This is a genomic window from uncultured Jatrophihabitans sp., assembly GCF_964251945.1.
Classification (GTDB): domain Bacteria; phylum Actinomycetota; class Actinomycetes; order Mycobacteriales; family Jatrophihabitantaceae; genus Jatrophihabitans.
Map to the genome: position 1 here is coordinate 295,086 of NZ_CAXULP010000003.1, position 21,060 is coordinate 316,145.

20 protein-coding genes and 1 tRNA gene are annotated in these 21,060 nt (G+C 67.9%); 4 read left to right on the top strand and 17 right to left on the bottom strand.

Annotated features, from left to right (window positions below; genetic code table 11):
• Positions 1 to 9: 9 nt before the first annotated feature.
• The 12 genes from hydA to ACFFBG_RS08985 all read right to left on the bottom strand — a co-directional run bounded on the left by hydA (position 10) and on the right by ACFFBG_RS08985 (position 11,689).
• Positions 10 to 1,440: a dihydropyrimidinase gene (gene hydA, locus ACFFBG_RS08930; protein WP_375477776.1), complete on the bottom strand. Its 1,431-nt coding sequence runs from the start codon at positions 1,438 to 1,440 to the stop codon at positions 10 to 12.
• Entirely contained in the window at positions 1,437 to 2,285 is an 849-nt protein-coding gene (locus ACFFBG_RS08935; protein WP_375477778.1) for a nitrilase-related carbon-nitrogen hydrolase, read from the bottom strand. Before ACFFBG_RS08935 ends, hydA begins: the two co-directional genes overlap by 4 nt.
• Before the next feature lie 127 nt (positions 2,286 to 2,412).
• Positions 2,413 to 3,777 (bottom strand): aspartate aminotransferase family protein, encoded by a 1,365-nt coding sequence (locus ACFFBG_RS08940; protein ID WP_375477780.1) that lies wholly within the window; start codon positions 3,775 to 3,777, stop codon positions 2,413 to 2,415.
• A complete protein-coding gene (locus ACFFBG_RS08945) occupies positions 3,774 to 5,264 on the bottom strand; it encodes a CoA-acylating methylmalonate-semialdehyde dehydrogenase (protein WP_375477782.1) in 1,491 nt (496 codons plus the stop codon). Before ACFFBG_RS08945 ends, ACFFBG_RS08940 begins: the two co-directional genes overlap by 4 nt.
• Before the next feature lie 9 nt (positions 5,265 to 5,273).
• A complete protein-coding gene (locus tag ACFFBG_RS08950) occupies positions 5,274 to 5,624 on the bottom strand; it encodes a type II toxin-antitoxin system PemK/MazF family toxin (protein WP_375477784.1) in 351 nt (116 codons plus the stop codon).
• Complete coding sequence (locus tag ACFFBG_RS08955) at positions 5,611 to 5,841, bottom strand: ribbon-helix-helix domain-containing protein (protein WP_375477786.1); 231 nt, start codon at positions 5,839 to 5,841, stop codon at positions 5,611 to 5,613. Before ACFFBG_RS08955 ends, ACFFBG_RS08950 begins: the two co-directional genes overlap by 14 nt.
• 162 nt (positions 5,842 to 6,003) lie before the next feature.
• Positions 6,004 to 6,074: transfer RNA gene (locus ACFFBG_RS08960), tRNA-Gly, on the bottom strand.
• 130 nt (positions 6,075 to 6,204) lie between these two features.
• Positions 6,205 to 6,720 carry an ATP-binding protein gene (locus ACFFBG_RS08965; RefSeq protein ID WP_375477788.1) on the bottom strand — a complete coding sequence of 172 codons (516 nt, stop codon included), beginning with the start codon at positions 6,718 to 6,720 and terminating at the stop codon, positions 6,205 to 6,207.
• On the bottom strand, positions 6,701 to 7,039 hold the full coding sequence (locus ACFFBG_RS08970; protein WP_375477790.1) for an STAS domain-containing protein: 339 nt from the start codon (positions 7,037 to 7,039) through the stop codon (positions 6,701 to 6,703). The genes ACFFBG_RS08965 and ACFFBG_RS08970 overlap by 20 nt, the downstream gene beginning before the upstream one ends.
• Positions 7,036 to 9,177 (bottom strand): glycosyltransferase, encoded by a 2,142-nt coding sequence (locus ACFFBG_RS08975; protein WP_375477792.1) that lies wholly within the window; start codon positions 9,175 to 9,177, stop codon positions 7,036 to 7,038. The genes ACFFBG_RS08970 and ACFFBG_RS08975 overlap by 4 nt, the downstream gene beginning before the upstream one ends.
• Positions 9,174 to 10,508, bottom strand: coding sequence for a PP2C family protein-serine/threonine phosphatase (locus ACFFBG_RS08980; protein WP_375477794.1), 1,335 nt, complete (start codon positions 10,506 to 10,508; stop codon positions 9,174 to 9,176). Before ACFFBG_RS08980 ends, ACFFBG_RS08975 begins: the two co-directional genes overlap by 4 nt.
• Positions 10,505 to 11,689 carry a PIG-L deacetylase family protein gene (locus ACFFBG_RS08985; RefSeq protein ID WP_375477796.1) on the bottom strand — a complete coding sequence of 395 codons (1,185 nt, stop codon included), beginning with the start codon at positions 11,687 to 11,689 and terminating at the stop codon, positions 10,505 to 10,507. The genes ACFFBG_RS08980 and ACFFBG_RS08985 overlap by 4 nt, the downstream gene beginning before the upstream one ends.
• A gap of 125 nt (positions 11,690 to 11,814) precedes the next feature.
• Between ACFFBG_RS08985 and ACFFBG_RS08990 the strand changes: the two genes are divergently transcribed.
• The 3 genes from ACFFBG_RS08990 to ACFFBG_RS09000 all read left to right on the top strand — a co-directional run bounded on the left by ACFFBG_RS08990 (position 11,815) and on the right by ACFFBG_RS09000 (position 15,133).
• Positions 11,815 to 13,146 (top strand): protoporphyrinogen/coproporphyrinogen oxidase, encoded by a 1,332-nt coding sequence (locus tag ACFFBG_RS08990; protein WP_375477798.1) that lies wholly within the window; start codon positions 11,815 to 11,817, stop codon positions 13,144 to 13,146.
• 11 nt (positions 13,147 to 13,157) lie between these two features.
• Positions 13,158 to 13,994 carry a glycoside hydrolase family 26 protein gene (locus tag ACFFBG_RS08995; protein WP_375477800.1) on the top strand — a complete coding sequence of 279 codons (837 nt, stop codon included), beginning with the start codon at positions 13,158 to 13,160 and terminating at the stop codon, positions 13,992 to 13,994.
• A 200-nt stretch (positions 13,995 to 14,194) separates the two neighbouring features.
• Positions 14,195 to 15,133, top strand: a complete 939-nt coding sequence (locus ACFFBG_RS09000; protein ID WP_375477802.1) for a glycoside hydrolase family 6 protein — start codon at positions 14,195 to 14,197, stop codon at positions 15,131 to 15,133.
• Positions 15,134 to 15,215: 82 nt separating this feature from the next.
• On the opposite strand, the gene ACFFBG_RS09005 is transcribed toward ACFFBG_RS09000, so the two are convergent.
• The 4 genes from ACFFBG_RS09005 to ACFFBG_RS09020 all read right to left on the bottom strand — a co-directional run bounded on the left by ACFFBG_RS09005 (position 15,216) and on the right by ACFFBG_RS09020 (position 19,694).
• The gene (locus tag ACFFBG_RS09005) at positions 15,216 to 16,232 is read right to left on the bottom strand and encodes a glycoside hydrolase family 26 protein (protein WP_375477804.1); all 1,017 of its coding nucleotides are present in this window, start codon (positions 16,230 to 16,232) and stop codon (positions 15,216 to 15,218) included.
• A gap of 282 nt (positions 16,233 to 16,514) precedes the next feature.
• The gene (locus ACFFBG_RS09010) at positions 16,515 to 17,003 is read right to left on the bottom strand and encodes a beta-class carbonic anhydrase (RefSeq protein ID WP_375477805.1); all 489 of its coding nucleotides are present in this window, start codon (positions 17,001 to 17,003) and stop codon (positions 16,515 to 16,517) included.
• A 168-nt stretch (positions 17,004 to 17,171) separates the two neighbouring features.
• Positions 17,172 to 18,350, bottom strand: a complete 1,179-nt coding sequence (locus tag ACFFBG_RS09015; protein WP_375478165.1) for a peptidase S8 — start codon at positions 18,348 to 18,350, stop codon at positions 17,172 to 17,174.
• 237 nt (positions 18,351 to 18,587) lie between these two features.
• On the bottom strand, positions 18,588 to 19,694 hold the full coding sequence (locus ACFFBG_RS09020; RefSeq protein ID WP_375477807.1) for a branched-chain amino acid aminotransferase: 1,107 nt from the start codon (positions 19,692 to 19,694) through the stop codon (positions 18,588 to 18,590).
• Between the two features lie 319 nt (positions 19,695 to 20,013).
• Here ACFFBG_RS09020 and ACFFBG_RS09025 point away from each other — a divergent pair, with 319 nt between their 5' ends.
• Positions 20,014 to 20,574 carry a hypothetical protein gene (locus ACFFBG_RS09025; RefSeq protein WP_375477809.1) on the top strand — a complete coding sequence of 187 codons (561 nt, stop codon included), beginning with the start codon at positions 20,014 to 20,016 and terminating at the stop codon, positions 20,572 to 20,574.
• Positions 20,575 to 20,730: 156 nt separating this feature from the next.
• On the opposite strand, the gene ACFFBG_RS09030 is transcribed toward ACFFBG_RS09025, so the two are convergent.
• A complete protein-coding gene (locus tag ACFFBG_RS09030) occupies positions 20,731 to 21,057 on the bottom strand; it encodes a hypothetical protein (RefSeq protein WP_375477811.1) in 327 nt (108 codons plus the stop codon).
• Positions 21,058 to 21,060: the final 3 nt, after the last annotated feature.

Genomic DNA, 21,060 nt, shown 5'->3' on the forward strand with positions numbered 1-21,060 from the left:
CCCGATGCCCTAGATGAGGTTCTGGGACAGGCCGCGCGGCACGAACCGGCCGTGGCTCTTGGAGCCGACATAGCCCGTCTCGTCCTTGATGACGGCGCCGCGGGAGAGCACGACATCGACGTGTCCGTCGATCTCCCAGCCCTCCCAGGCCGAGTAGTCCATGTTCATGTGGTGCTCGCGGCCGGCGCCGACCCCAATGGACGTGTGCCCGTTCGGGTCGTAGACCACGACGTCGGCGTCGGCGCCCGGCGCCAGCACGCCCTTCTTGCCGTACAGGCCGAACATCCGCGCCGGCGTCGTGCAGCAGACGTCGACCCACTTCTCGAGCGAGATGCGGCCGTCGTGCACGCCTTGGTAGAGCAGGTCCATCCGGTGCTCGACCGAGCCGATGCCGTTCGGGATCTTCGCGAAGTTCCCGATGCCCATCTCCTTCTGGTCCTTCATGCAGAAGGGGCAGTGGTCGGTCGAGACGGTCGTGACGTCGCCGGTGGCGAGATAGCGCCACAGCGCGTCCTGATGTCCTTCGGCGCGAGAACGCAACGGTGTCGAGCAGACCCACTTCGCGCCCTCGAAACCGCCCCACTCCTCGCTGCGCGCGCCGAGCTGTTCCTCCAGGGAGAGGTACAGGTACTGCGGGCAGGTCTCGCCGAAGACGTTCTGGCCGGCGTCGCGCGCCTCGGCGATGCGAGCGAGCGCCTGCTTGGCCGACACGTGCACGACGTAGAGCGGCGCGCCGGTCAGGTCGGCGAGCATGATCGCGCGGTGGGTGGCCTCCTGCTCGGCCTGCCAGGGACGGGTTACGCCGTGGAAGTAGGGGTCGGTGTCGCCGCGTTCGAGGGCCTGCTGCACGAGCACGTCGATGGCGCTGCCGTTCTCGGCGTGCATCATGATCAGGCCGCCGTTGCCGGCCGCTGTCTGCATGGCCCGCACGATCTGCCCGTCCGAGGACAGGAATACCCCGGGGTATGCCATGAACAGCTTGAAGCTGGTGATGCCCTCGCCGATGAGCTCGTCCATCGCCTTGAGCGACTCGTCGTCGACCTCGCCGATGATCTGGTGGAAGGCGTAGTCGACCGCGCAGTTGCCGGCCGCCTTGTCGTGCCAGAGCGCGACCTGGTCCTGCACGCGCTGCCCGTGCGCCTGCACCACGAAGTCGACGATCGTGGTGGTGCCGCCCCACGCCGCCGCGCGGCTGCCGGTCTCGAACGTGTCGCTGGCCTGGGTGCCGCCGAACGGCATCTCCATGTGCGTGTGCCCGTCGATACCGCCAGGTATGACGTACTTGCCGCTCGCGTCGATCACGGTCTCCGCCTCGATCACGCCGAGGGCGGCCGAGCCGGGCGCTAGCAGCGCGACGACCGTCTCGCCGTCGATGAGCACGTCCTGCGGCGACGAGCCGGTCGACGACACGACCGTCCCGCCCTTGATCAGAGTTGTCACGGTTGGACCGTGCGGGTGTAGCTCTCCGGGCGACGGTCGCGGTAGAACTGCCAGTCGTTGCGCGCCTTGGTGATCTCGTCGAAGTCGAGGTCGCGCGTGACGACCTCTTCCTGATCGGTCGAGGCCACGTCGCCGACGTAGTTGCCGCGTGGGTCGACGAAGTAGCTGCGGCCGTAGAACTGCACGGCGTCGTCGCCGAACTCCTCGTATTCGCGGCCGATGCGGTTGTTGGCGGCGATGAAGTATTGGTTCGCCGCGGCGGCAGCCGGCTGCTCGATCTCCCACAGCCGATTCGACAACCCAGGCTTGGTCGCCGAGGGGTTGAACACGAGCTGCGCGTTGTTCAGCCCGAGCTCGCGCCAGCCCTCGGGGAAGTGCCGGTCGTAGCAGATGTAGACGCCGACCCGCCCGACCGCGGTGTCGAACACCGGATAGCCCAGGTTGCCGGGCCGGAAGTAGAACTTCTCCCAGAACTGCGGCAGGTTCGGGATGTGGTGCTTGCGGTACTTGCCGAGCAGCGCGCCGTCGGCGTCGATCACCGCGGCGGTGTTGTAGTACTCGCCCTCGTTCGCGACCTCATAGATTGGCAGCACGATCACCATGTGCAGCTCGGCGGCGAGCGCCTGGAAGCGCTCGACGGTCGGCCCGGGGATCGACTCGACGTAGGCGTAGTACTTCTGGTCCTGGATGATCCCGAAGTACGGGCCGTAGAACAGCTCCTGGAAGCCGATGACCTGCACGCCGTCGGCGGCCGCGTCGCGCGCGAGCTCCTCGTGGCGCTTGATCATCGTCTCCTTGTCACCCGTCCATTCGACCTGAGTGACGGCGGCGCGCACGATGGTCATCTGCCAGCTCCTTCCGAGGCGAAAGAAGGCAGCCTGCCGGCTGAGTGTTTCGGCCAGATCAACGTCCGGCAACGTCCGGGTGACGGCGCTACGACGCGGCTGACGTCCAGTCCGACGCGTGTCGGGTTCAGTCCGACGCGTGCCGATCGGCGGTCTCGAGCGCCTCGTCGAGGATCGCGAGGCCCTCGCGGACCTCCTGCTCGGTGGCGGTGCACGGCGGCACCACGTGCGTGCGGTTGAAGTGCGTCATCGGCCAGAGCCCGCGCTCCTTGCAGGCGGCGGCGAACTCGTTCATCGGGGCCGCGGCGGCGCCGGCCGCGTTGTAGGGCACGAGCGGCTCGCGGGTCGTCCTGCTGCGCACCAGCTCGACCGCCCAGAACACGCCCAGGCCGCGCACCTCGCCGACGCTCGGATGCCGGTCGGCGATCTTCGCGAGCTCGGGGCCGATCACGTCCGCGCCGAGCCGGCGGGCGTTGTCGATGATGCCTTCCTCTTTGAAGATGTTGATCGACGCGACCGCGCTGGCACAAGCGAGCGGGTGCCCCGAATAGGTCAGGCCGCCGGGATACACGCGCTGGTCGAACGTCGCCGCGATCGCGTCGTTGATCAGCACCCCGCCGAGCGGCAGGTAGCCGGAGTTCACGCCCTTGGCGAAGGCGATCAGATCGGGCGTGACGCCCCAGTGGTCGATCGCGAACCATTCGCCGCAGCGGCCGAAGCCGGCCATCACCTCGTCGGCGATCATGACGATGCCGTGCTCGTCGCAGATCGCGCGCACCCCTTCGAGGTAGCCCGGCGGCGGCACCAGGATGCCGTTCGTGCCGACCACGGTCTCGAGGATGATCGCGGCGATCGTCTGCGCTCCCTCGACCATGATCGTGTCGCGCAGGTGCTGCAGCGCGCGGTCGGTCTCCTCTTCCGCGGTGGCCGAGTGGAAGGCCGACCGGTACAGGTAGGGGCCCCAGAAGTGCACGATGCCGGGCATCGCCGGCTCCGCGCCCCAGCGCCGCGGATCGCCGGTCATGCTGATCGCGCCCGCGGTGGCGCCATGGTAGCTGCGGTAGGCCGCCAGGACCTTGTGCCGGCCGGTGTGCAGCTTCGCCATTCGCAGCGCGTTCTCGGTCGCCTCGGCGCCGCCGTTGGTGAAGAAGACCCGGTTCAGGTCGCCGGGCGCGACCTCGCAGATCAGCCGGGCGGCCTCGCTGCGGGCGTCGTTCGCGAACGCCGGCTGAATCGTCGTCATCGTCTGCGCGTACTCGGCGATCGCCGCGACCAGCTTCGGGTGCTGGTAGCCGATGTTGACGTTCACCAGCTGGCTGGAGAAGTCCAAGTAGGTCTTGCCGTCGTAGTCGGTGAAATACGACCCCTGCGCCGACTTGATCGGCAGCGGGTCGATGAGCCCCTGCGCCGACCAGGAGTGGAAGACGTGCGCGCGGTCGAGCGCCTGCACGGTCTCCTTGTCGGCCGGGATGCCGGCCAGCGGGTTGCTCATCGCGTTCTCGGGAAGCCGAGGTCGACGGTCGAGGTCGCGGGGTCGGGCCAGCGCGAGGTGACCACCTTGCCGCGGGTGTAGAAGTTGACGCCCTCCGGCCCGTACATGTGGGTGTCGCCGAACAGCGAGCCCTTCCAGCCGCCGAACGAGTAGTAGGCGACCGGGACGGGGATCGGCACGTTGATGCCGACCATGCCGACCTCGACGTCGAACTGGAACCGGCGCGCGGCTCCGCCGTCGCGGGTGAAGATCGCGGTGCCGTTCGCGAATTGGTTGGAGTTGATCAGCTCGAGCGCGTCGTCGTAGGTTGCGCCGCGCACGACGGACAGCACCGGGCCGAAGATCTCGTCGGTGTAGACGGTCATCTCGCGCGTGACGTGGTCGAGCAGCGTGGTGCCGAGAAAGAAGCCGTCGGCCGGGACGTCTGCCTCGCGGCCGTCGACCACCACCGTCGCGCCCGATTCGGCGCCAGCCGTGATGTAACTCGCGACGCGATCGCGGTGCTCGCGGGTGATCAGCGGGCCCATGTCGGTGTCCGGGTCGGCGCCGTCGCCGATGCGCAGCTTGGGCAGCCGCGCGGCGATCGCGTCGACGAGCCGATCGCCGGCGTCACCGACCGCGACCGCCACCGAGATCGACATGCAGCGCTCGCCGGCCGCGCCGTACGCGGCCGACACCGCGGCGTCGGCGGCCAGGTCGATGTCGGCGTCGGGCAGCACGACCATGTGGTTCTTCGCGCCGCCGAGCGCCTGCACCCGCTTGCCGTGCGCGGTGCCGGTCTCGTAGATGTAGCGGGCGATCGGGGTCGAGCCGACGAAGCTCACGGCCGCGATGTCGGGATGCGTGAGGATGGCGTCGACGGCTTCCTTGTCGCCGTGCACCACGCTGAACACGCCATCGGGCAGCCCGGCCCGCTGCCAAGTCTGCGCCAGCCACATCGCGGCCGAGGGATCCTTCTCGCTCGGCTTGAGCACGAACGCGTTGCCGCAGGCGATCGCGTTGGCCGCCATCCACAGCGGCACCATCGCCGGGAAGTTGAAGGGCGTGATGCCGGCGACCACCCCGAGCGGCTGGCGGATGGAGTAGACGTCCACGCCGGTGCCGGCCTGCTCGCTGTAGCCGCCCTTCATCAGCTCCGGCACGCCGCACGCGTACTCGACGTTCTCCAGCGCCCGGGCGATCTCGCCGTGCGCGTCGCTGAGCACCTTGCCGTGCTCTGCCGTGATGATCTTGGCCAGTTCGTCGGCGTTGGCGTGCAGCAGCTCACGGAACGCGAACAACACTCCGGTCCGGCGGGAGAGCGAGGCCGAGCGCCACTCGCGGGCGGCCTCTTTCGCGCTTGCGACGGCGTCCGCCACTTCGGCCGCGCTGGCGAGGTCGACCTCGGCGCTCTGCAGGCCGGTCGCGGGGTTGAAGACGGGCGCGACGCGGCCGGACGTGCCGGCGAGCGTCGCGCCGCCGATCCAATGGCTGATACGAGAGACCATTGGGACACGCTAGCCCAGCTGAAGGTGCAGTCGCAGGGCGTCGTCGAGCTGCGCCATGACGTCCGACGGGACCTGCCCCAGAACAGCTCCCAGGCGTTCGACCGCGATGGAGCGGACCTGCTCGGCTTGGGCCTTGGAATCGCGTCGCAATCCCGTCGCGAGCGCCGGAAGCAGGGTCTGGAACGGGAAAACCCGTCCGGTGTTGCTGGTGACCGGAACGACGGTGACCATTCTCCGCCCGAGGCGCGCCGCAACCGAGTTGGCGCGATCGTTGCTGACGATCACGGCGGGACGCCGCTTGTCGGCCTCGCTTCCTCGGACGGGGCTCAGGTCGACCAAGCGGATTTCACCGCGCAGCATCGACGACCTCATCGGCTGCGGTGGCGTCCCACGTCGCGCGGTCGCCGGACGCTTCCCACTCGTCCCAGGCAGCCGCGTAATCCTGCTCCAGCTCGGGCACGCGCAACATGCGCACGGCGCGCTGCAGCGCGGCCGACCGTGAGGGGAGGCCCGACTTGCGAGCGAACTCGTCGAGGGTCGCGACGTCCTCGGCCGGCAGGCTGACGCTGAGCTTCACACCAAAATGCTACCGCAGTACTACCGACAGCTCGAGCCGCGGAGTGCGCTGAAGGGCACCCAAGACGGCACGCAGCGAGCTGTGTGAGATGGCGATGTCAGGAAAGGAGAGGGCCAGGATCTGGTGCGCGGCTTTAGCGGCGACCGGGAAGTTCTTCAACGGAGCGGGTGACGAGAATCGAACTCGCACTGTCAGCTTGGGAAGCTGATGTTCTGCCATTGAACTACACCCGCGGACTCGCCAGAGGTTACCTGAGACCCCGGATTCCGGGGCGTCGGGGCGTCAGACCGAGCTACGGGCCGACCAGCGCCTGCCATTCACGGTCACGATCGTGAAGGTGGACCGGCATCAAACAGTGGTAGCTCAACCTACGGTGGGTGAACTTACGTTAACTCCGCCATGGTCGTCTGGCGGGCAGCTGCACCGCACGATCCACCGGTTGAAGCCATCGCGGCGCTCGTAGCGCAGCTCCGAGCTCAGTGCCCGCGCCATGGCCAGTCCGCGCCCGTCCTCTGCATCGGCGGCGGGCATGCCAGCCGCGTCGAAGTCGACGCCGAGCGGCACAGCCGTGCCGTCGTCGGTGATGACCGCACGCAGGTCCCGATTGTCACGGTGAAGCGCGACGTGCATTCGCACGAACGCCCCGGACATGGCTGCGCGACCATGTTCGATCACATTGCCGACGATCTCGACGACGGCGCCCTCGAAACGCATGCGGTCGGTGAAGTCCAAGTCGTCGGCGGTGCTGCCGTACAAAGCGCTGATCAGGTCCTGCACCTGGTCCAGGCTCTCGGGTTCGGCCGGAACCGTCGTCTCCATTGTCGCGTGACGGGGAAGATCCACGCCAGCGACGCCCGGCTCAGACCTGGGCGCAGGCATCGTCGACGGTCTCGCTCGGCGCGAACACGCGATTGAGGTTGGTCAGCTCGAGCGCGGTGACCACCTGAGGGTTGGCCGCGGCGACGCGCAGGTTGCCGCCGGCCTGTCGGCAACGCTTCAGCGAAGCGACCAATGCGCCTAGACCGGAGGAGTCGATGAATTCGGTGGCGGACAGGTCGACTACGACGCGGGACTGCCCGTCCTTCACAGCCCCGGCCACCGCGGTCGACAGCTGCGGGGCCGCGGCCATGTTCAGTCGGCCGATAGGCCGGATCACGGTGATCGGTTCGCGGGTCTGGTCCAGTTCAAAGGTGGTCATTTGGAGTTCTCCAGCACGGTGTCGACATGGTCATGGGGGGCCGGCGTGTCGCCGGTGGGCGAGGGGTCGGATTGCGCTTCGAACCCTCGGTAGCGGACGGCGCGGGGAATGACACTGAACAACAGCAGGTCAAAGGCCACCCAAATCAGGTTGATGCCGGTGCCCAGAGCGGTGGCATGCCCCTCGCCTAGCCGGAAGACGCCGATCCCGGCCGCGATCACGAGGACTGCCATTGCGATCAGCTGCGGGCGCACCAGATGCCACGGCCGCTTTTCGACTCGGACCCTGACCTTTGGAGTGACGGCAAATGCGAGGCTGCGCCCGTACAACACATTGGCACAAGCCGACGTGACAGCCTTGATCCAGAGCGGGAACAGCGCCAGCGAGTACTGCTGGCCCCGCCAGGTCCGGCGGCCACGCCCGATGAGATAGAAGAGCAGCTGGTTAGCGACCATGAATGGAATCAGCCTGGCGAAGAATGCGATCGACAGCGCATGGACCGGCAGCACGCCGAACACGAGGTAGATCACCGGGGCAGCGATGTAGACAAGCGCCGCGAAGCCGGACAGGTAGCTCCACATCGTCGCGGTGTACATCAGCTTCTGGGCCAGCGAGAGCCCGGCCTGACGCAGCGGGTTCTCCCGCAACATCACCTGCACGGTGCCCTGCGCCCACCGCAGCCGCTGGGTCAGCATCGTCCCCAGATCCTCCGGCGCCAGGCCGACGGCGAGGATCTCGTCGTGATAAGCCGTTTTCCAGCCCATGCTGTGCACACGCATACAGGTCGCCATGTCCTCGGTGACCGAGATCGTCGACAACGGCATGATCGGCTGAGCCTCGTCCTCGCGGTCGACGTCGACCGTGGCGACCAAGGCGCGGACGGTCTCGATCGCCCCGAGGGGTGACCAGTCGCGTCGAGAAAGGCGATCCAGTGCGGCCCCATCCAGCGCCGCCTCGGTCAAGATCGCCTCGTCCCCGGTTGCGCTGTCAACCGGGGGCAGCTGTCCGGGATCGTCCACCGAGGCCGCGAGCTCAGCGAGCTCAGCGAGATCGGCCTGGGATACGGCGAGGTCGGCTTCCACCAACCTGCGGGCGACCGCGCGAACCCGGTCCTGGAAGCGACCCGTCGCGTCGGCGAGCACGGTGCCTGCGGCAAGATCGGCGCGCGCGTCCTCTGCGGCGTCAAGCACTTCGCGCAGCGCGGCGGCCACATGGCCCTGATCGGCAGGCAGCGCGTTGGACGCCCGCGTGATCACCCTCTTGGCCGTGCGCAACGCCGAGTCGATGCGCGTCTCGAGCTCCTGCACGTAGCGCCGGATGCCCATCTGCAACAGGGCCTCGCGCCGCAGGATCGCATTCGAACCACAAAAGAAGGCGGCATTCCAGCCGTCCTTGCCCGCCTGGATGGGTCCGTAAAACAGAGGCGCCTGGCTACCGAGCGGGTCGCACTCGGGAACGTTTTGGAAAAACTGCGGCGTCTGGACGATCGCCATCTTCTCGTCGCGGAAGTAGCCGAGGGTGTGGTCCAACAGTTCGGGCTTCGGAACCTGGTCAGCGTCGAGGATGGCGACGAACTCGCCAGTAGTGACCATCAGGGCGTTGTTGAGATTGCCGGCCTTCGCGTGCCGATTACGGCCCGTCCACTCCTCCGACCGCGAGATCACCCCCACCCCGATGTTGGCGGCGGCCTCGCGCAGTTCGGGTCGGTTCCCGTCGTCCAAGATCCATGTCTCGTGCGGATAGCGGATTTTCTTCGCCGCCGCGGCGGTGGTCATCACCAGCTCCACCGGCTCGTCGTAGGTGGTGATGAACACGTCGACGCTGACGCCGGCCAAGGGCGGCCCTGGGTCTTCGCGGCGCCGCAGACGCCAGACCGTGAGACAGAACAGCAACGAGTCGATGAGGCTGTAGGTCTCCGCGAGGATCAGCGGCACCGAGATCCACCATGCGGTCCAGTGCACCGAAAACAGCCAACGCCACACCAGGTAGTTCAAGCCCAGCAGCACGTTCAGCACGACGAGGATTCGGATGATTCGCCTGGCCGGGTAGGGCGGCGGCGGCGAGATCTGGACGTCGGGTTGCTGATCCGCGCTGTCGCCGAGCGGGTCGCCAACATTCATCGGGCTCACGGCTTTCATCGGGCGAGCGGCGAGCGACGTAGGGCCACCGCCGTGACGTCGTCGAGCGCGACGCCGAGCACGGTCAGTTCGGTGATGCGCTCAACCAGCCGGTGAGGTTCGGGATCGCTTTGGACTAGCTCGCGAATGTGGTCCATGGCCGCCATCGATCCGCCGAACAGGTCCAGCAGGCCGTCGCTGACGACCAGCAGGGTGTCTCCGGGCTGCAGGTCGGTGTAGTGCTCAGTCCAGCTCCGCTCGAGTCCCAAACCCACCGGCATGTCCGTCCCGGCCAAGCGCTCAGACGTTCCGTCGGCGCGCACAATCAGGGCCAAGCCATGCCCGGCGTCGACCCAGGCGAGCGCGCCCGAGGCCGGTTCGAGGCTCGCCGCGAAGCCGGTGACCAGGGTGCCGGTCTGGCCGAGGTCGTTTTGCAGCAGGCGGTCGGTCGCCTCGACGACATCGGCCAGCCCGCAATTGGCGCCACCGCGCACGACAGTTCCGGTCTGCACCTGGTAGGCGACCGAAGCCCGCACGATCGCGCGGACGGAGGCAGCCATCAACCCCGCCGCGATGCCCTTGCCCATCACGTCGACGAGGCTCAGCTGCAGGCGGCCGGCGACCATCGCGTGGTCGAAGAAATCACCACCCACCCCTTTGCTCGGCCGGCAGACGGTTGCCAGCTCATAACCCTGGGGCGCGGTCGTGTGCGAGGGCAAGAGCGCGTTCTGCACCTGACGGGCTCGCGCCATCTCTGTTGAGTCGATCAGCTCCCGACACGCCCACTCGGCCAGCTGCACCAGGATCGCGAGCTGGTGGCGGTCCAGACGCCGCGGCACCGTGTCGGACAGGCAGAAGGTGCCGATGCGCACGCCGTCTTCGTCGTTCAGCGGGACGCCGGCGTAGAAGCGCAGGTACGGCGCCCCGGTCACGGCTGCCAAACCAGCGACGATCGGGTCTGCGGTCGCGTCCTCGACAACCATCGGTTCGTTCTTGCCGCTTGATTTGGACCCAAGCACGGCCTGGGCGAACGCGCCCGTCGGCTCGGCCAGCTCGCCGGGTTTCGCGAAGAACGAGGTGTCGCCGTCGATAAGGATCACGCAGGACATCGGCATGGCGAACAGCGAGCACGCCAGGGACAGGATGCGCGCGAAGCGCTGTCCGGTGTCACCGCCGATCGAGAGCCGTTCGACATGGCGGCTGCTGCGTTCGCTCGGCGAAAGTTCGGCGTCGAGCTCGCGGACCAGGTACGGGGCGGCCTGGTCGGAGCCCCGCGCCGGACGGCGCGGCATCGAATCGGGCCGTTCGCCTGGAACTAGGCGCAACGGCGCGGCGGCGGTTGGGGCGCTCATGCCAGCGCCACAGCCCGGCGCTCGAAGCTGGTGCGGGTCTCATACGCCGGCAGCCCGAACTCCGGCAGGTCCGAGACGGCCGGTTTGCCAACTCCGGAGGACTGTCGCAGATCGCCGACGGACCTGATGACCTCGAACGGCTCTGCGTACCGGGCGTTGGCGGCAAGCTGACGCGCCCAGTACCGCGATCCCGCCACCACCAGCTCTGGCTCCAGGTAGTTGCGCCCGTTTTGCGAGTCGAACATCATCAGCACCTGCACCTTGCGCTGCAGCACGTGATCGATCGGGACGAAGCGCGTCGGGCGGTACTCGTTGGTCGCAGAGGGCGACTGGTATGCGTAAACCCGTCGCACCTGCCGGGTCGCGCTGGCGGTGGCCGTCGACACCGCGCGGTGGTCCTGGTGGTTGTCGCGGGCCGAGTGGGAATAGACCACGGTGGGGTTGATCGCTTTCACGACCTCTTCGATCGCCTTGATCGTCGTGATGCCGTCGTCGACGAGGGTGTCGGGCAGATCCGCGAAGATCAGTTGGGCGCCAATGGCCTCCGCCGCGGCAGTCGCCTCCTCCATGCGTTGCTGCTGATCGCCGCCCACGGCCCCACGGCTGAGCGTCATGATCGTCAAACGGTCGCCTCGCAACCGGTGATCGAGCAGGGTGCCCGCGCATCCGATTTCGACGTCGTCGGGGTGGGCGCCGATCGCCAGCACCCGCTCCCGGTGTCGACCGAGCAGATCGAGCCCAGCCTCCAGCGTCTGCTCGATGGCGAAGGGCTCCTGAGCGTCAATGACGTCCACGACTCCGGCCCGCAGCGCGCGCAGCACGACATCGGCGTCGCGGCCCTCGCGGGGGTACTCCAAAATCACCCGCGCGGACGGCGAGTACTCGTGCAGGCCGCGCACCAACTCGACGGAGGCGTCGTCGGCGAACACGTCCGGGCTGATCACCAGGAAGCCGAACGGCGCGGCCAGCCCTGCCACTCGCTCAGACCCGGCAATGCCGGTGACCGCGGTGCTGAACCCAAACCTGCGCAGCGCGTCCATCACGGCAGCGCTGGGCTGCCCGCCGAGGACGAGGGCGGTCCGACGCGGCCAGGAACGGACCTCGACCAACCCTGAATTGGGGTTGCTCGGGGGATAGGGCACCCCGGCTAGGAGGTCAAGCCGCGCCGAGGCAGCCGTCATGATGATCACCTGATTTGCAATCGGGGGTTTGCATCTCTGGTGTCCATCGGCGGCACTTACCTACACTTTACGATTGCGGCGCCGATATTTTGCTCGTCAGCGCGTCCCCCGCGAAAGGTTCACCCGTGCCCGCACAATTCAAGGTCGACGTCCTGGTCATTGGGGCAGGGCCAACCGGAATCGGCGCCGCCGTCCAGCTCCAGCAGTCCGACGTCGATCATCTCGTGGTCGAGGCCGCAGCCGAGCCGGGCGGCATGGCCCGATCGATGCACGACAAGCATGGCTTCACCTGGGATCTGGGCGGGCACGTCATCCACAGCCACTTCGACTGCTTCGACAAAGCTGTGGCGACAGCGGGCACGCCAATGCGCGCGGTGGCCCGCAACGGCTACGTGTGGACAGGCGGCGCGCTGATCCCGATGCCGATCCAAGCCCAGCTGAGCAAGCTGCCCACCGATTTACGCCCGGACCTGCCCTCGCCCAACCTGGCCAGCTATTACCGCAACAACTTCGGCAGCGAACTCGCCCGGCAGTTCTTCGAGCCGCACACCTTCAAGATGTGGGCGCACCCGCTCGAAGACCTCTCCCACGAGTGGACAAGCATGCGCGCAGGGTCGGGGCGGCGGAACGTGCCGCCGCTGGGCCTGGCCGCGGACCAGATTCGCAGGGAGCAGGAATTCTTCCCCTACCCCGAGGGCGGCACCGGACGACTCTGGCACGACATCGTCCGGACACAGGTCGACGGCGCGCGGTTGCGCCTAGGCGCCAGTGTTGTCTCCCTCGATGCCGCCGCCCACCGCGCGACACTCGCCGACGGCTCGGTGATCGACTACGAGGCGTGCATCAGCACCGCGCCGATCACGAAGCTGCTCGAGTGGGCGGGTCCAGCTGGGGTCCTCGGCCCCGATTCGCAAGGCGCGCCCGTCGACACCGCACGGCTGGTGTCGAGCACCGTGCACGCGGTGGGTTTCGGGGTCCGCGGGGACCCGCCGCCGGAGCTGGCGGACAAGACCTACCTGGCCAGCCCGGACGTCGACGTGCCTTGGTACCGGGCGAGCGTGCTGTCCAACTACGACCCGGGCAACGCCGGCGACGGTCGCTGGAGCGTGCTGTGCGAGGTGAGCTCGTCGCGCTGGCGGCCGGTGTCGCACGAGGCGGCAGTGGCCGGCTCCCGGGCCTCGCTGGAAAGGCTCGGAATGAATCCCGCGCAGATCGAATCGACGTGGTCGACGCAGCTGCCGATGGGCTATCCGTTGCCGACGCAGGGCCGCGATGAGGAGCTGCGTCGAATCGACGCCGGCCTGCGCAGCAAGGCAATCCTCAGCCGGGGCCGTTTCGGCGGGTGGCGCTACGAATCGTGCAACCAGGACTACTCCTTCGCCCAGGGCGTCGAGGCGGTGGCACACCTGCTCGACGGCAGCCCGGAGGACGTGTACTGGCACCCGGAACGGTTCTGAACACCTGGGGTGTGACGCAGCCCGGCGCACCCGCCTCCCCGGCCGCGCTGCGGGCACTCGTGCGAGATGTGGGCAGCTCCCCCGGCCAGATCATGTGGTACGTCGCTTGGTCGCTGAACACCGGCTTCCCCGTCGCCGACGCGGACCGAACCCGTGCCGCCGGAGCCGTCCCAGAGATCACTTGGGAACCGTGGAATCCCGCGCGCGCGATGTCCCAAACCCGGTACGCCCTGGCCCGCATCGTGGCCGGCGACTTCGACCGCTACATCGGCTCATGGGCGCGCGCGGTCGCGACGTGGGGTTTCCCGCTGCGGTTGCGTTTCGCGCAAGAAATGAACGGCTCCTGGTATCCGTGGGCCGAAGGCGTCAATGGCAATGCCGCTGGCTCCTACGTCGCGGCCTGGCGGCACGTGCACCGGATCTTCGCCGCGGCCGGGGCCGACAACGTCACCTGGATCTGGTCTCCGAACGTGCCGTATCCGGGCAGCACTCCGATGGCCGAGCTTTTTCCCGGCGACACCGTCGACGAGATCGCGATCGACGGATACAACTGGGGAAACCAGCAGGGCAGGTCGTGGGCAAGTTTCGACGCCATTTTCCGCCAAGCTATTGAAGAGCTTTCAGCGATGTCGCGGCGACCGATCAGCATCGGCGAGGTCGGCTGTTCGACTGCGGGCGGCGACAAGGCGCGCTGGATAGCCGCAATGTGGCGCACGCTGGCGCAGTGGCCGCGGGTACACAGCGTCACCTGGTTCGACCTCGACAAAGAAGCCGACTGGCGTATCGCATCGTCAGCCGCCTCTGCCCGGGCGTTCGCCAGCGGCCTGTCGAGCTACCTGGCCAGGTGAGTGCCTCACGTCGGCTACGACCGTGGCGGCGGCAATTACAATCGACGCACTCCATTAGACGCACTCCATTAGACGTCGCCGGTGACCAGGTAAGCTGCACGGGTCGCGGGGGCGGCCATAGCAAAGGGAACTTGATGCCTCGACCCGTTCGCCGATGCCTCGTGCTGGCCGTCGCAGCCTTTGTTGTCGCTGGCGGGGCGGTGCTCGCCGGCACCGGCACCGGCGCCTCGGCCGCGGGAACGCAGAGCCACGGCAGCAGCAACCCGTTGCGGCAGCTTCGGCTTTACGCAGCTCCGGGCACGTCGGCGGCACTGGCCGCCTCGACGGCTTCGGTCACGGTGCGCCGGAAGCTTGCGATCCTGGTAAAGACGCCGCAGGCGCAGTGGTTTGGTGATTGGAACTCGCGCCGTACGGTGCGCAGCGCGGTCCACCGCTACGTGCGCGCCGCGCAGCTGGCCTCTGCAGAGCCGGTACTGGTCACCTACGCCATTCCGCATCGCGACTGCGGTTCCTACTCAGCTGGCGGCTTTGGCAGCGCTGCCGCGTACCGGTCCTGGACTCGACAGGTCGCCGCTGGAATTGGCCGGCTCAGGGCAGCGGTGATCATCGAGCCGGACGCATTGGCGTCGATGACCTGCTTGACCCGCGCGCAGCAGAAACAGAGGTTGGCGCTGCTGCGCTACGCGGTGCGCACCCTCGCCCGGAGGCACACGACGACGGTCTACATCGACGGTGGGAACTCTGGCTGGCTACCTGCCCGCGTCCTCGCGCATCGACTGCGGCAAGTCGACGTCGCCAAAGCACGTGGCTTCAGCCTCAACGTGTCTAATTTCTATCGGACAAGCACCGAGGACCGCTACGGCGAACGAGTCTCGGCGCTGCTGAAAGGCAAGCACTACGTCGTGGACACCTCGCGCAACGGGCGGGGACCGGCGAAGTCCGGTTCGGCGAGTTGGTGCAACCCATCCGGCCGCGGCCTCGGCGCCCTGCCGACGGCGCGCACTCGCGCCAAGCATGCCGATGCGTACCTGTGGATCAAGCACCCGGGCGAGTCGGACGGTACCTGCCGCAGCGGACCAGCCGCCGGCAATTGGTATCAGAAGTACGCCCTCGGCCTGATCGCGCGGCGGGCTCGCTGACAGCTCGCACTCAGTGGCCGCGTGGGAACGACGTCGCGAACTGGCGCGATAATCGGCCGCGTTGCAGCCGGCCGCGCTGCAGCTAGCCGCGCTGGAGCAGGGCGACGCCAGCCTTCCAGGCCCGGACGTTGGCCGAGCTGCCCTCGATGAGCCAGTTGCGCTGCGTGCGCTGCTCGAACCAGGTCACGCCGGCGACGTACGGCCGCTTCTTCACTTGCCGGAACATGTCGGCAATCCAGGCAGCCTTGTTGCCGCCGTGGGGGGCGCAGCCGATTTCGGCGAGGTAGAGCGGCTTGTGCGGCGCGATCTTGCGCAGTGCGTTGAGGCTGGGCTGGAACAGCCGGCTGAACGTCTGCCAACTGAAGCCGTCGCCGGCGCCGAAGTTGTATCCGGACAGTCCGACGTCATCGACGTAGCTATCGCCGGGATAGCTGGCGCTCATCGGCATGGCGCCGGGATACGTCAGGTTCGGCGACCACATCCATCGCACGTTGGGCACGTGCTCGGCCGTGAACACGCGGTACACATGGCGCCACATGGCGATATATGCGGCCGAGGTGTTGCCGTTTGCGCCGACGGCCCATGGGTACCAATTGCCGTTCATCTCGTGTCCGAGACGGAGCGTCACGTGACCGCCCGTGAGTGTGAACGTCTTCACTGACTGCGCGTACGCGCGGATATATGCGTCATACGCGCCGCTGGCGATCTTGCGGTCGGTCCAGGCGGGTTGCGTGGCACAGCCGCATTGGGGCGCCCACGGTTCCCAGTTGACGACGATGCTCATGCCCCGGCTCATCGCTGCCGTTGCGGCAACCGCGTCGAATGGCTGATTGCTTGCCCACTGCTGGTAGATGCTGAGTTGGCCGGGGACGCTGCCGGTCGTCTTGATGAATCCGGCGAGCCGGTTCAGAGGTAGTGAGACACCGACCCGTTTCAGTACCGGCTGGACCCGCGCCGACCCATGGGTCGCCGCGGAAGAAGTTGCGCTCGGAGCAGCTTGTGAGGTGGCGGGCCGAGCGACGCCGCTCGAGGCGGTTGTCGGGGCCCCCCCACCGGTCGAGCCGGCGGTGGTGCAGGCCGTCATGCTCAGGATCAGCACTGCTGCGAGCCCAAGCCGACGCACGGCCCGCACGTTTCGGTGTCGGTTGGCCGGCCGTCCATTGGCGTTCGCGTGCGCCATTGGCGTCCCTCCAACTCGTCCGCCTCGTGCTGGCTACCGCACGCGACGGACGTCGACCGACCGGGAACCACTTCCCGATTCGCTTGCCTGGTACTGAATCGACCGGCAATGCGCAGACTTGAGCACCACCGACCGGCGCTCGCGACGGCGACGCTCGGACTGGTGCAGCAATCTCACGCGCCAGGGCAGGGGTCGGTAGTGCTACGCGACTTCGTTCAGCTTTCCGGTCGCCACGTCGAAGACGAATCCGCGCACCGAGTCCTTGTTCGGGATGAACGGGCTCGCCTTGATCCGCGCGATCGACTGCCGCACGTCGCCATCCAATTCGCCGAACGCCTCGGCGGCCCAGGACGGTTTGATGCCGGTGTCGTCCTGGATCGACTTCTTGAACTCGTCGTCGGTGAAGGTCAGCATGCCGCAGTCGGTGTGGTGGATCAGGATGATCTCCTGCGTGCCGAGCAGCCGTTGGCTGATGGCGAGCGAGCGGATCTCGTCCTCGGTGATCACGCCGCCGGCGTTGCGGATGACGTGCGCTTCGCCCTCCTTGAGCCCGAGCACCCCGTAGACGTTGATCCGCGCGTCCATGCAGGCGACCACGGCGACGTGCTTGGCCGGCGGGAGCGGCAGCGGTCCGGTGAAGGCCGCCGCGTACTCGGCGTTGTTGGCGAGCAGCTCGTCGGTGACCGTCATCTGTTTCCCCTATCGATTTAGTAGGCAATGCGTTTCCGAGCATAGAACCGCAGGCCCGGAATGGCGAGCGGGGCGGATCCGCAACGGCGGATCCGCCCCGCTCCGTGGGGGGTGTCGGTCACGCGGCTAGCGCCGCTCTGTTGTCACGCGGCGAGCGCCGCTCTGTTGCTAAGCGGCGAACGCCGCGGCGCCCTTCGGCGTGCCGAGGCCGGTCGGGCCGTCCCAGCCCGCGCCGGCGGTGCAGATCGGCGCGCCACACGTCCCGTTCTTGCCGGACGTGACGTCGTTGAGGCTGCCGACGTGGCTGTACGGGTCGGCATTTGGGTAAGCGCCCGAGGCGGGAACGCCGGCCAGGGCGTACACCGAGGCGATGATTGGCGAGGCCACGCTCGTGCCGCCGTACACCGTCCAGCCGCTGGCGCCATAGGTCTGGTAGACCGCTACGCCGGTGGCCGGGTCCGCGACCGCCGAGACGTCGGACTCCGCCCGCTTCGCGCAGCTCGTCGCGACGCCGCTCTGGAAGCTCGGCTTCGCGATGTAGGCGGAGCAGCCGGATCCGGTTCCCTCGGTGTAGCTCGTGGTGTTCCACACCGTCTCGGACCAGCCGCGGGCGGTGCTGCTGCGCACCAGCCGGGTGCCGCCGACCGCGGTGACGTACTTCGAGGTCGCCGGGTAGGAGCCGCCGTCGTAGTCGTCGTCGCCGGCGCTGGCGGTGATCGCGACGCCAGGGTGGTTGAAGTAGCTGCTGTCGTAGCTGGTGACCGCGGAGCTCTCGGCGCCGCCGTAGCTGTTGGAGACGAACTTCGCGCCGAGCTTGACCGCCTCGTTCACCGCGGCGCCCAGGTTGGCGAGCGTCGAGCTCTTGGCCTCGACCAGCAGGATGTGGCAGTTGGGGCAGATCGCCGAGACCATCTCGATGTCGAGGGAGATCTCCCCGGCCCAGCCGCTGTTCTTCGCCGGCAACGCGGTCGTGCTGCCGGTCTGGCTGACCTTCTTGAAACAGCCGCTGGCCGTGGTGCAGGCGGGCAGACCGTATTGGGAGCGGTAGGTCGCGAGATCTGCTGCGGCGTTCGGGTCGTCGTAGGCGTCGACAATGCCGACGGTCTCGCTGCTGGAACCGCTCGCGGTGAGCGCGTAGGCGCTGCGCAGGTCGCTCGGGCCGTAGCCGGACGGCGTCGCGTTCGGCGAGACGGCGTTCGCCCGCAGGGAGCTCGGCTCAGCGGCCGACGTCTGCCGGACGGCGAAGCAGGCCGCGTGGCCGGCGCTCGGCGTCCCGCACACGCGCTCGGTCGCGAGTCGCCCGGTCGACGCGGCAGCGGGCACGGCGCTCGCGGTGGCGGCTGTCATGGCAGTGGCCGCAACGAGCGCGGTCGAGCCGAGCAGGGCGAGCAATCCTCGATTGGGCAGTCTCACGGATCCTCCGTCGTCATCGCATTTGGTGAGAAGGAGATTAGAGCGCGCCGTGTCGCGGAATCGGATCGGGAACTCGCAGCTACCAGCCGCGCAGCTTGTTGCCAGTACGTCGCGGCGCGCGCTGGGTGGGTCGCCGCCGGACGAATCAGCCAGACGAATCAGCCAGACGAATCAGCCGAGGCGGTGCAGCCAGCCGTGCGGATCGGGCAGGTGGCCGGTCTGCAGGGCGAGCAGGCGCTCGCGCAACTGCAGGCTGATCGGACCCGGCTTGCCGTCGCCGACCGGCCAACCTCCCGAGGCGCTGTCGACGGCCCCGACCGGAGTGATGACCGCGGCCGTGCCGCAGGCGAACACCTCGGTGAGCGCGCCGGAGGCGTTGTCCGCGCGCCACTCGTCGGTCGAGATCTTGCCCTCCTCAACGGAATAGCCGAGTTCGGCCGCAAGAGTCAGCAGCGAGTCGCGGGTGATTCCCGGCAGCAGCGTGCCGGTCAGCGCCGGCGTGACGATGCGCGCGTCCGGGCCGGACCCGTACACGAAGTACAGGTTCATCCCGCCCATCTCCTCGACCCAGCGGTGCTCCACCGCGTCGAGCCACACGACCTGGTCGCAGCCCTGCGCCGTCGCGTGTGCCTGCGCGACGAAGGACGCCGCGTAGTTGCCGGCGCACTTCGCCTCGCCGGTGCCGCCCGGGGCCGCGCGGGTGAACTCGGTGGACAGCCAGACCTTCACCGGCTTCACGCCGCCGGCGAAGTACGCGCCGGCCGGCGATGCGATGAGGAGGTAGGTGTAGGACGCAGACGGGCTGTTGACGCCGAGCCCGACCTCGGTCGCGATCATGAACGGCCGCAGGTAGAGCGACTCGTCCGGGTCGTTCGGCACCCAGGCGGAGTCGACCTCGACGAGCGCGCGCAACGACTCGACGAACAGCTCCTCAGGCAGCTCGGCCATCGCGAGCCGGCGGGCCGAGCGCTGAAAACGTCGGGCGTTCGCGTCCGGCCGGAAGGACGCGATCGAGCCGTCGGCCTGCCGGTAGGCCTTCAGCCCCTCGAAGATCTCCTGCCCGTAGTGCAGGGCGGCAGTCGCCGGGTCGAGGGTCAGCGGGCCGTAGGGCACGACCTCGCCCTCGCCCCAGCCGCCGTCAGCCGTCCAGTCGATGCGCACCATGTGATCGGTGAAGTGCCGGCCGAACCCGGGCGACGCGAGGATCGCCGCGCGCTGCTCGTCGGAGGCCGGGTTCGGATTGCGCGTCACGCGAAAGGACGTCACAGGAGAGGACATGGGCCGGATTCTAGGCCGTCCGAGCAACTGTCATCGGCTGCGAATTCTCCTCGTGACGAAGTTTAAGGACCCCGCCGAGAACCCGCGTCTCGCACGCGACCGGGATCGACGAGCTGTTCGACGCCCCCACTGTCTGGTCAGCCGACCCCAACGCCGCGGCAAAGCGGCACCTGGCTGAACGCCTACCCGTCCCTGCGTCCGGCACGACCGGGACCGGCGACTCGACGGTGCCGCCCGCTTCGCCTGCGCCGATACCCGCAACGCAACGCTGGGCCGTGCTGGCCGATAGCCTCGTGGCCGATCTCGCCGGCGATGCCAGTTGGCCCGCGCTGCAGTCGGCCTGGACCGCGCCGCCCAGACCGGCTACGACGTCGACGCGCAACCCCCCACACTCATCGCCAACCGACCGCTGCCCCCACAGCACATCGCCCGCAACCTCGAACTTCGACTCGCCACCGCCTGGCCCGAGTCGATCGTGCCGCTCAGCGCGGCAACCCTCAGCGCCGCCCAACTCGACGCCGACTCCCCGACCCAGACCTACCTGGGCCGCGCCGCCCGCTGGGGAACTGGCGGTGCCTGCCTCTCGCCACCGACCCGATTCGCTGGCCAGGCGGGCGCCACGATGGGACGCCGGCCATTGAATCGGCGAACCCTCTGCGCACGTCGCCAGCATAAAGTTCGACGGATCGTCCGCTGCACGGACAACCTCTGCGGCAACGCGGCGTCGGCCATCGAACGCTTCGCGGCGGTGACCAACGCGACGATGCTTCACCGCGCGGCCGTCAACTACGCGAACTCGGGCGATGCTCCAGCAATTGGCGCACAATACGCGCCCTCCGGCCCACTAGATCTTCGGCAGGACGCCAGCCTGACGGACTGAAAAGAAGCGGTTATGAAGTCGCTTGACTTGCCCTACCGCTCGACGAGCGTTGCGATCTCACCAACACTCTCGCTGCTGCAGAGGATCGCAGCCGACTACTCATCCGGGAAGGCTGCAATCCCTACCGGTTGCGGGACAACTCAACCTGTGTCCCGGTCACAAGATTGACGACAGAGGCAGGAAGCCCAACAGGACTATGGAGAACGCAAGGGACGTTATAGCAACTCCGACAAAGAGACGGGGCGCACGGGAGAATGGCGAAAGAAGGAGCGCGCCGAATAGGGCTAAAGCGAGAAGCGCCATCAGGCCCTGGATGATCAGTTGCAAGACCGACTCACCCGAACCGAACAATGCGGAATCAGGACTTGAATCCTGCATGGCGACACCGAAATTTAGCCCGTATCCCACTAGTTCAGCAAATAAGCCAATCAGCAGGCAACAGACGGTCAACGCAATACGGTGCCTTTGTAAGACGGCAATCACGAC

Bases quoted from the DNA above. Each gene is read 5' to 3' on its own strand.
- ACFFBG_RS08935 (WP_375477778.1), bottom strand. From the start codon at position 2,285: ATGACCATCGTGCGCGCCGCCGTCACTCAGGTCGAATGGACGGGTGAC.
- ACFFBG_RS08940 (WP_375477780.1), bottom strand. From the start codon at position 3,777: ATGAGCAACCCGCTGGCCGGCATCCCGGCCGACAAGGAGACCGTGCAG.
- ACFFBG_RS08945 (WP_375477782.1), bottom strand. From the start codon at position 5,264: ATGGTCTCTCGTATCAGCCATTGGATCGGCGGCGCGACGCTCGCCGGC.
- ACFFBG_RS08950 (WP_375477784.1), bottom strand. From the start codon at position 5,624: ATGCTGCGCGGTGAAATCCGCTTGGTCGACCTGAGCCCCGTCCGAGGA.
- ACFFBG_RS08965 (WP_375477788.1), bottom strand. From the start codon at position 6,720: ATGCCTGCGCCCAGGTCTGAGCCGGGCGTCGCTGGCGTGGATCTTCCC.
- ACFFBG_RS08970 (WP_375477790.1), bottom strand. From the start codon at position 7,039: ATGACCACCTTTGAACTGGACCAGACCCGCGAACCGATCACCGTGATC.
- ACFFBG_RS08975 (WP_375477792.1), bottom strand. From the start codon at position 9,177: ATGAAAGCCGTGAGCCCGATGAATGTTGGCGACCCGCTCGGCGACAGC.
- ACFFBG_RS08980 (WP_375477794.1), bottom strand. From the start codon at position 10,508: ATGAGCGCCCCAACCGCCGCCGCGCCGTTGCGCCTAGTTCCAGGCGAA.
- ACFFBG_RS08985 (WP_375477796.1), bottom strand. From the start codon at position 11,689: ATGACGGCTGCCTCGGCGCGGCTTGACCTCCTAGCCGGGGTGCCCTAT.
- ACFFBG_RS09010 (WP_375477805.1), bottom strand. From the start codon at position 17,003: ATGACGGTCACCGACGAGCTGCTCGCCAACAACGCCGAGTACGCGGCG.
- ACFFBG_RS09015 (WP_375478165.1), bottom strand. From the start codon at position 18,350: ATGACAGCCGCCACCGCGAGCGCCGTGCCCGCTGCCGCGTCGACCGGG.
- ACFFBG_RS09020 (WP_375477807.1), bottom strand. From the start codon at position 19,694: ATGTCCTCTCCTGTGACGTCCTTTCGCGTGACGCGCAATCCGAACCCG.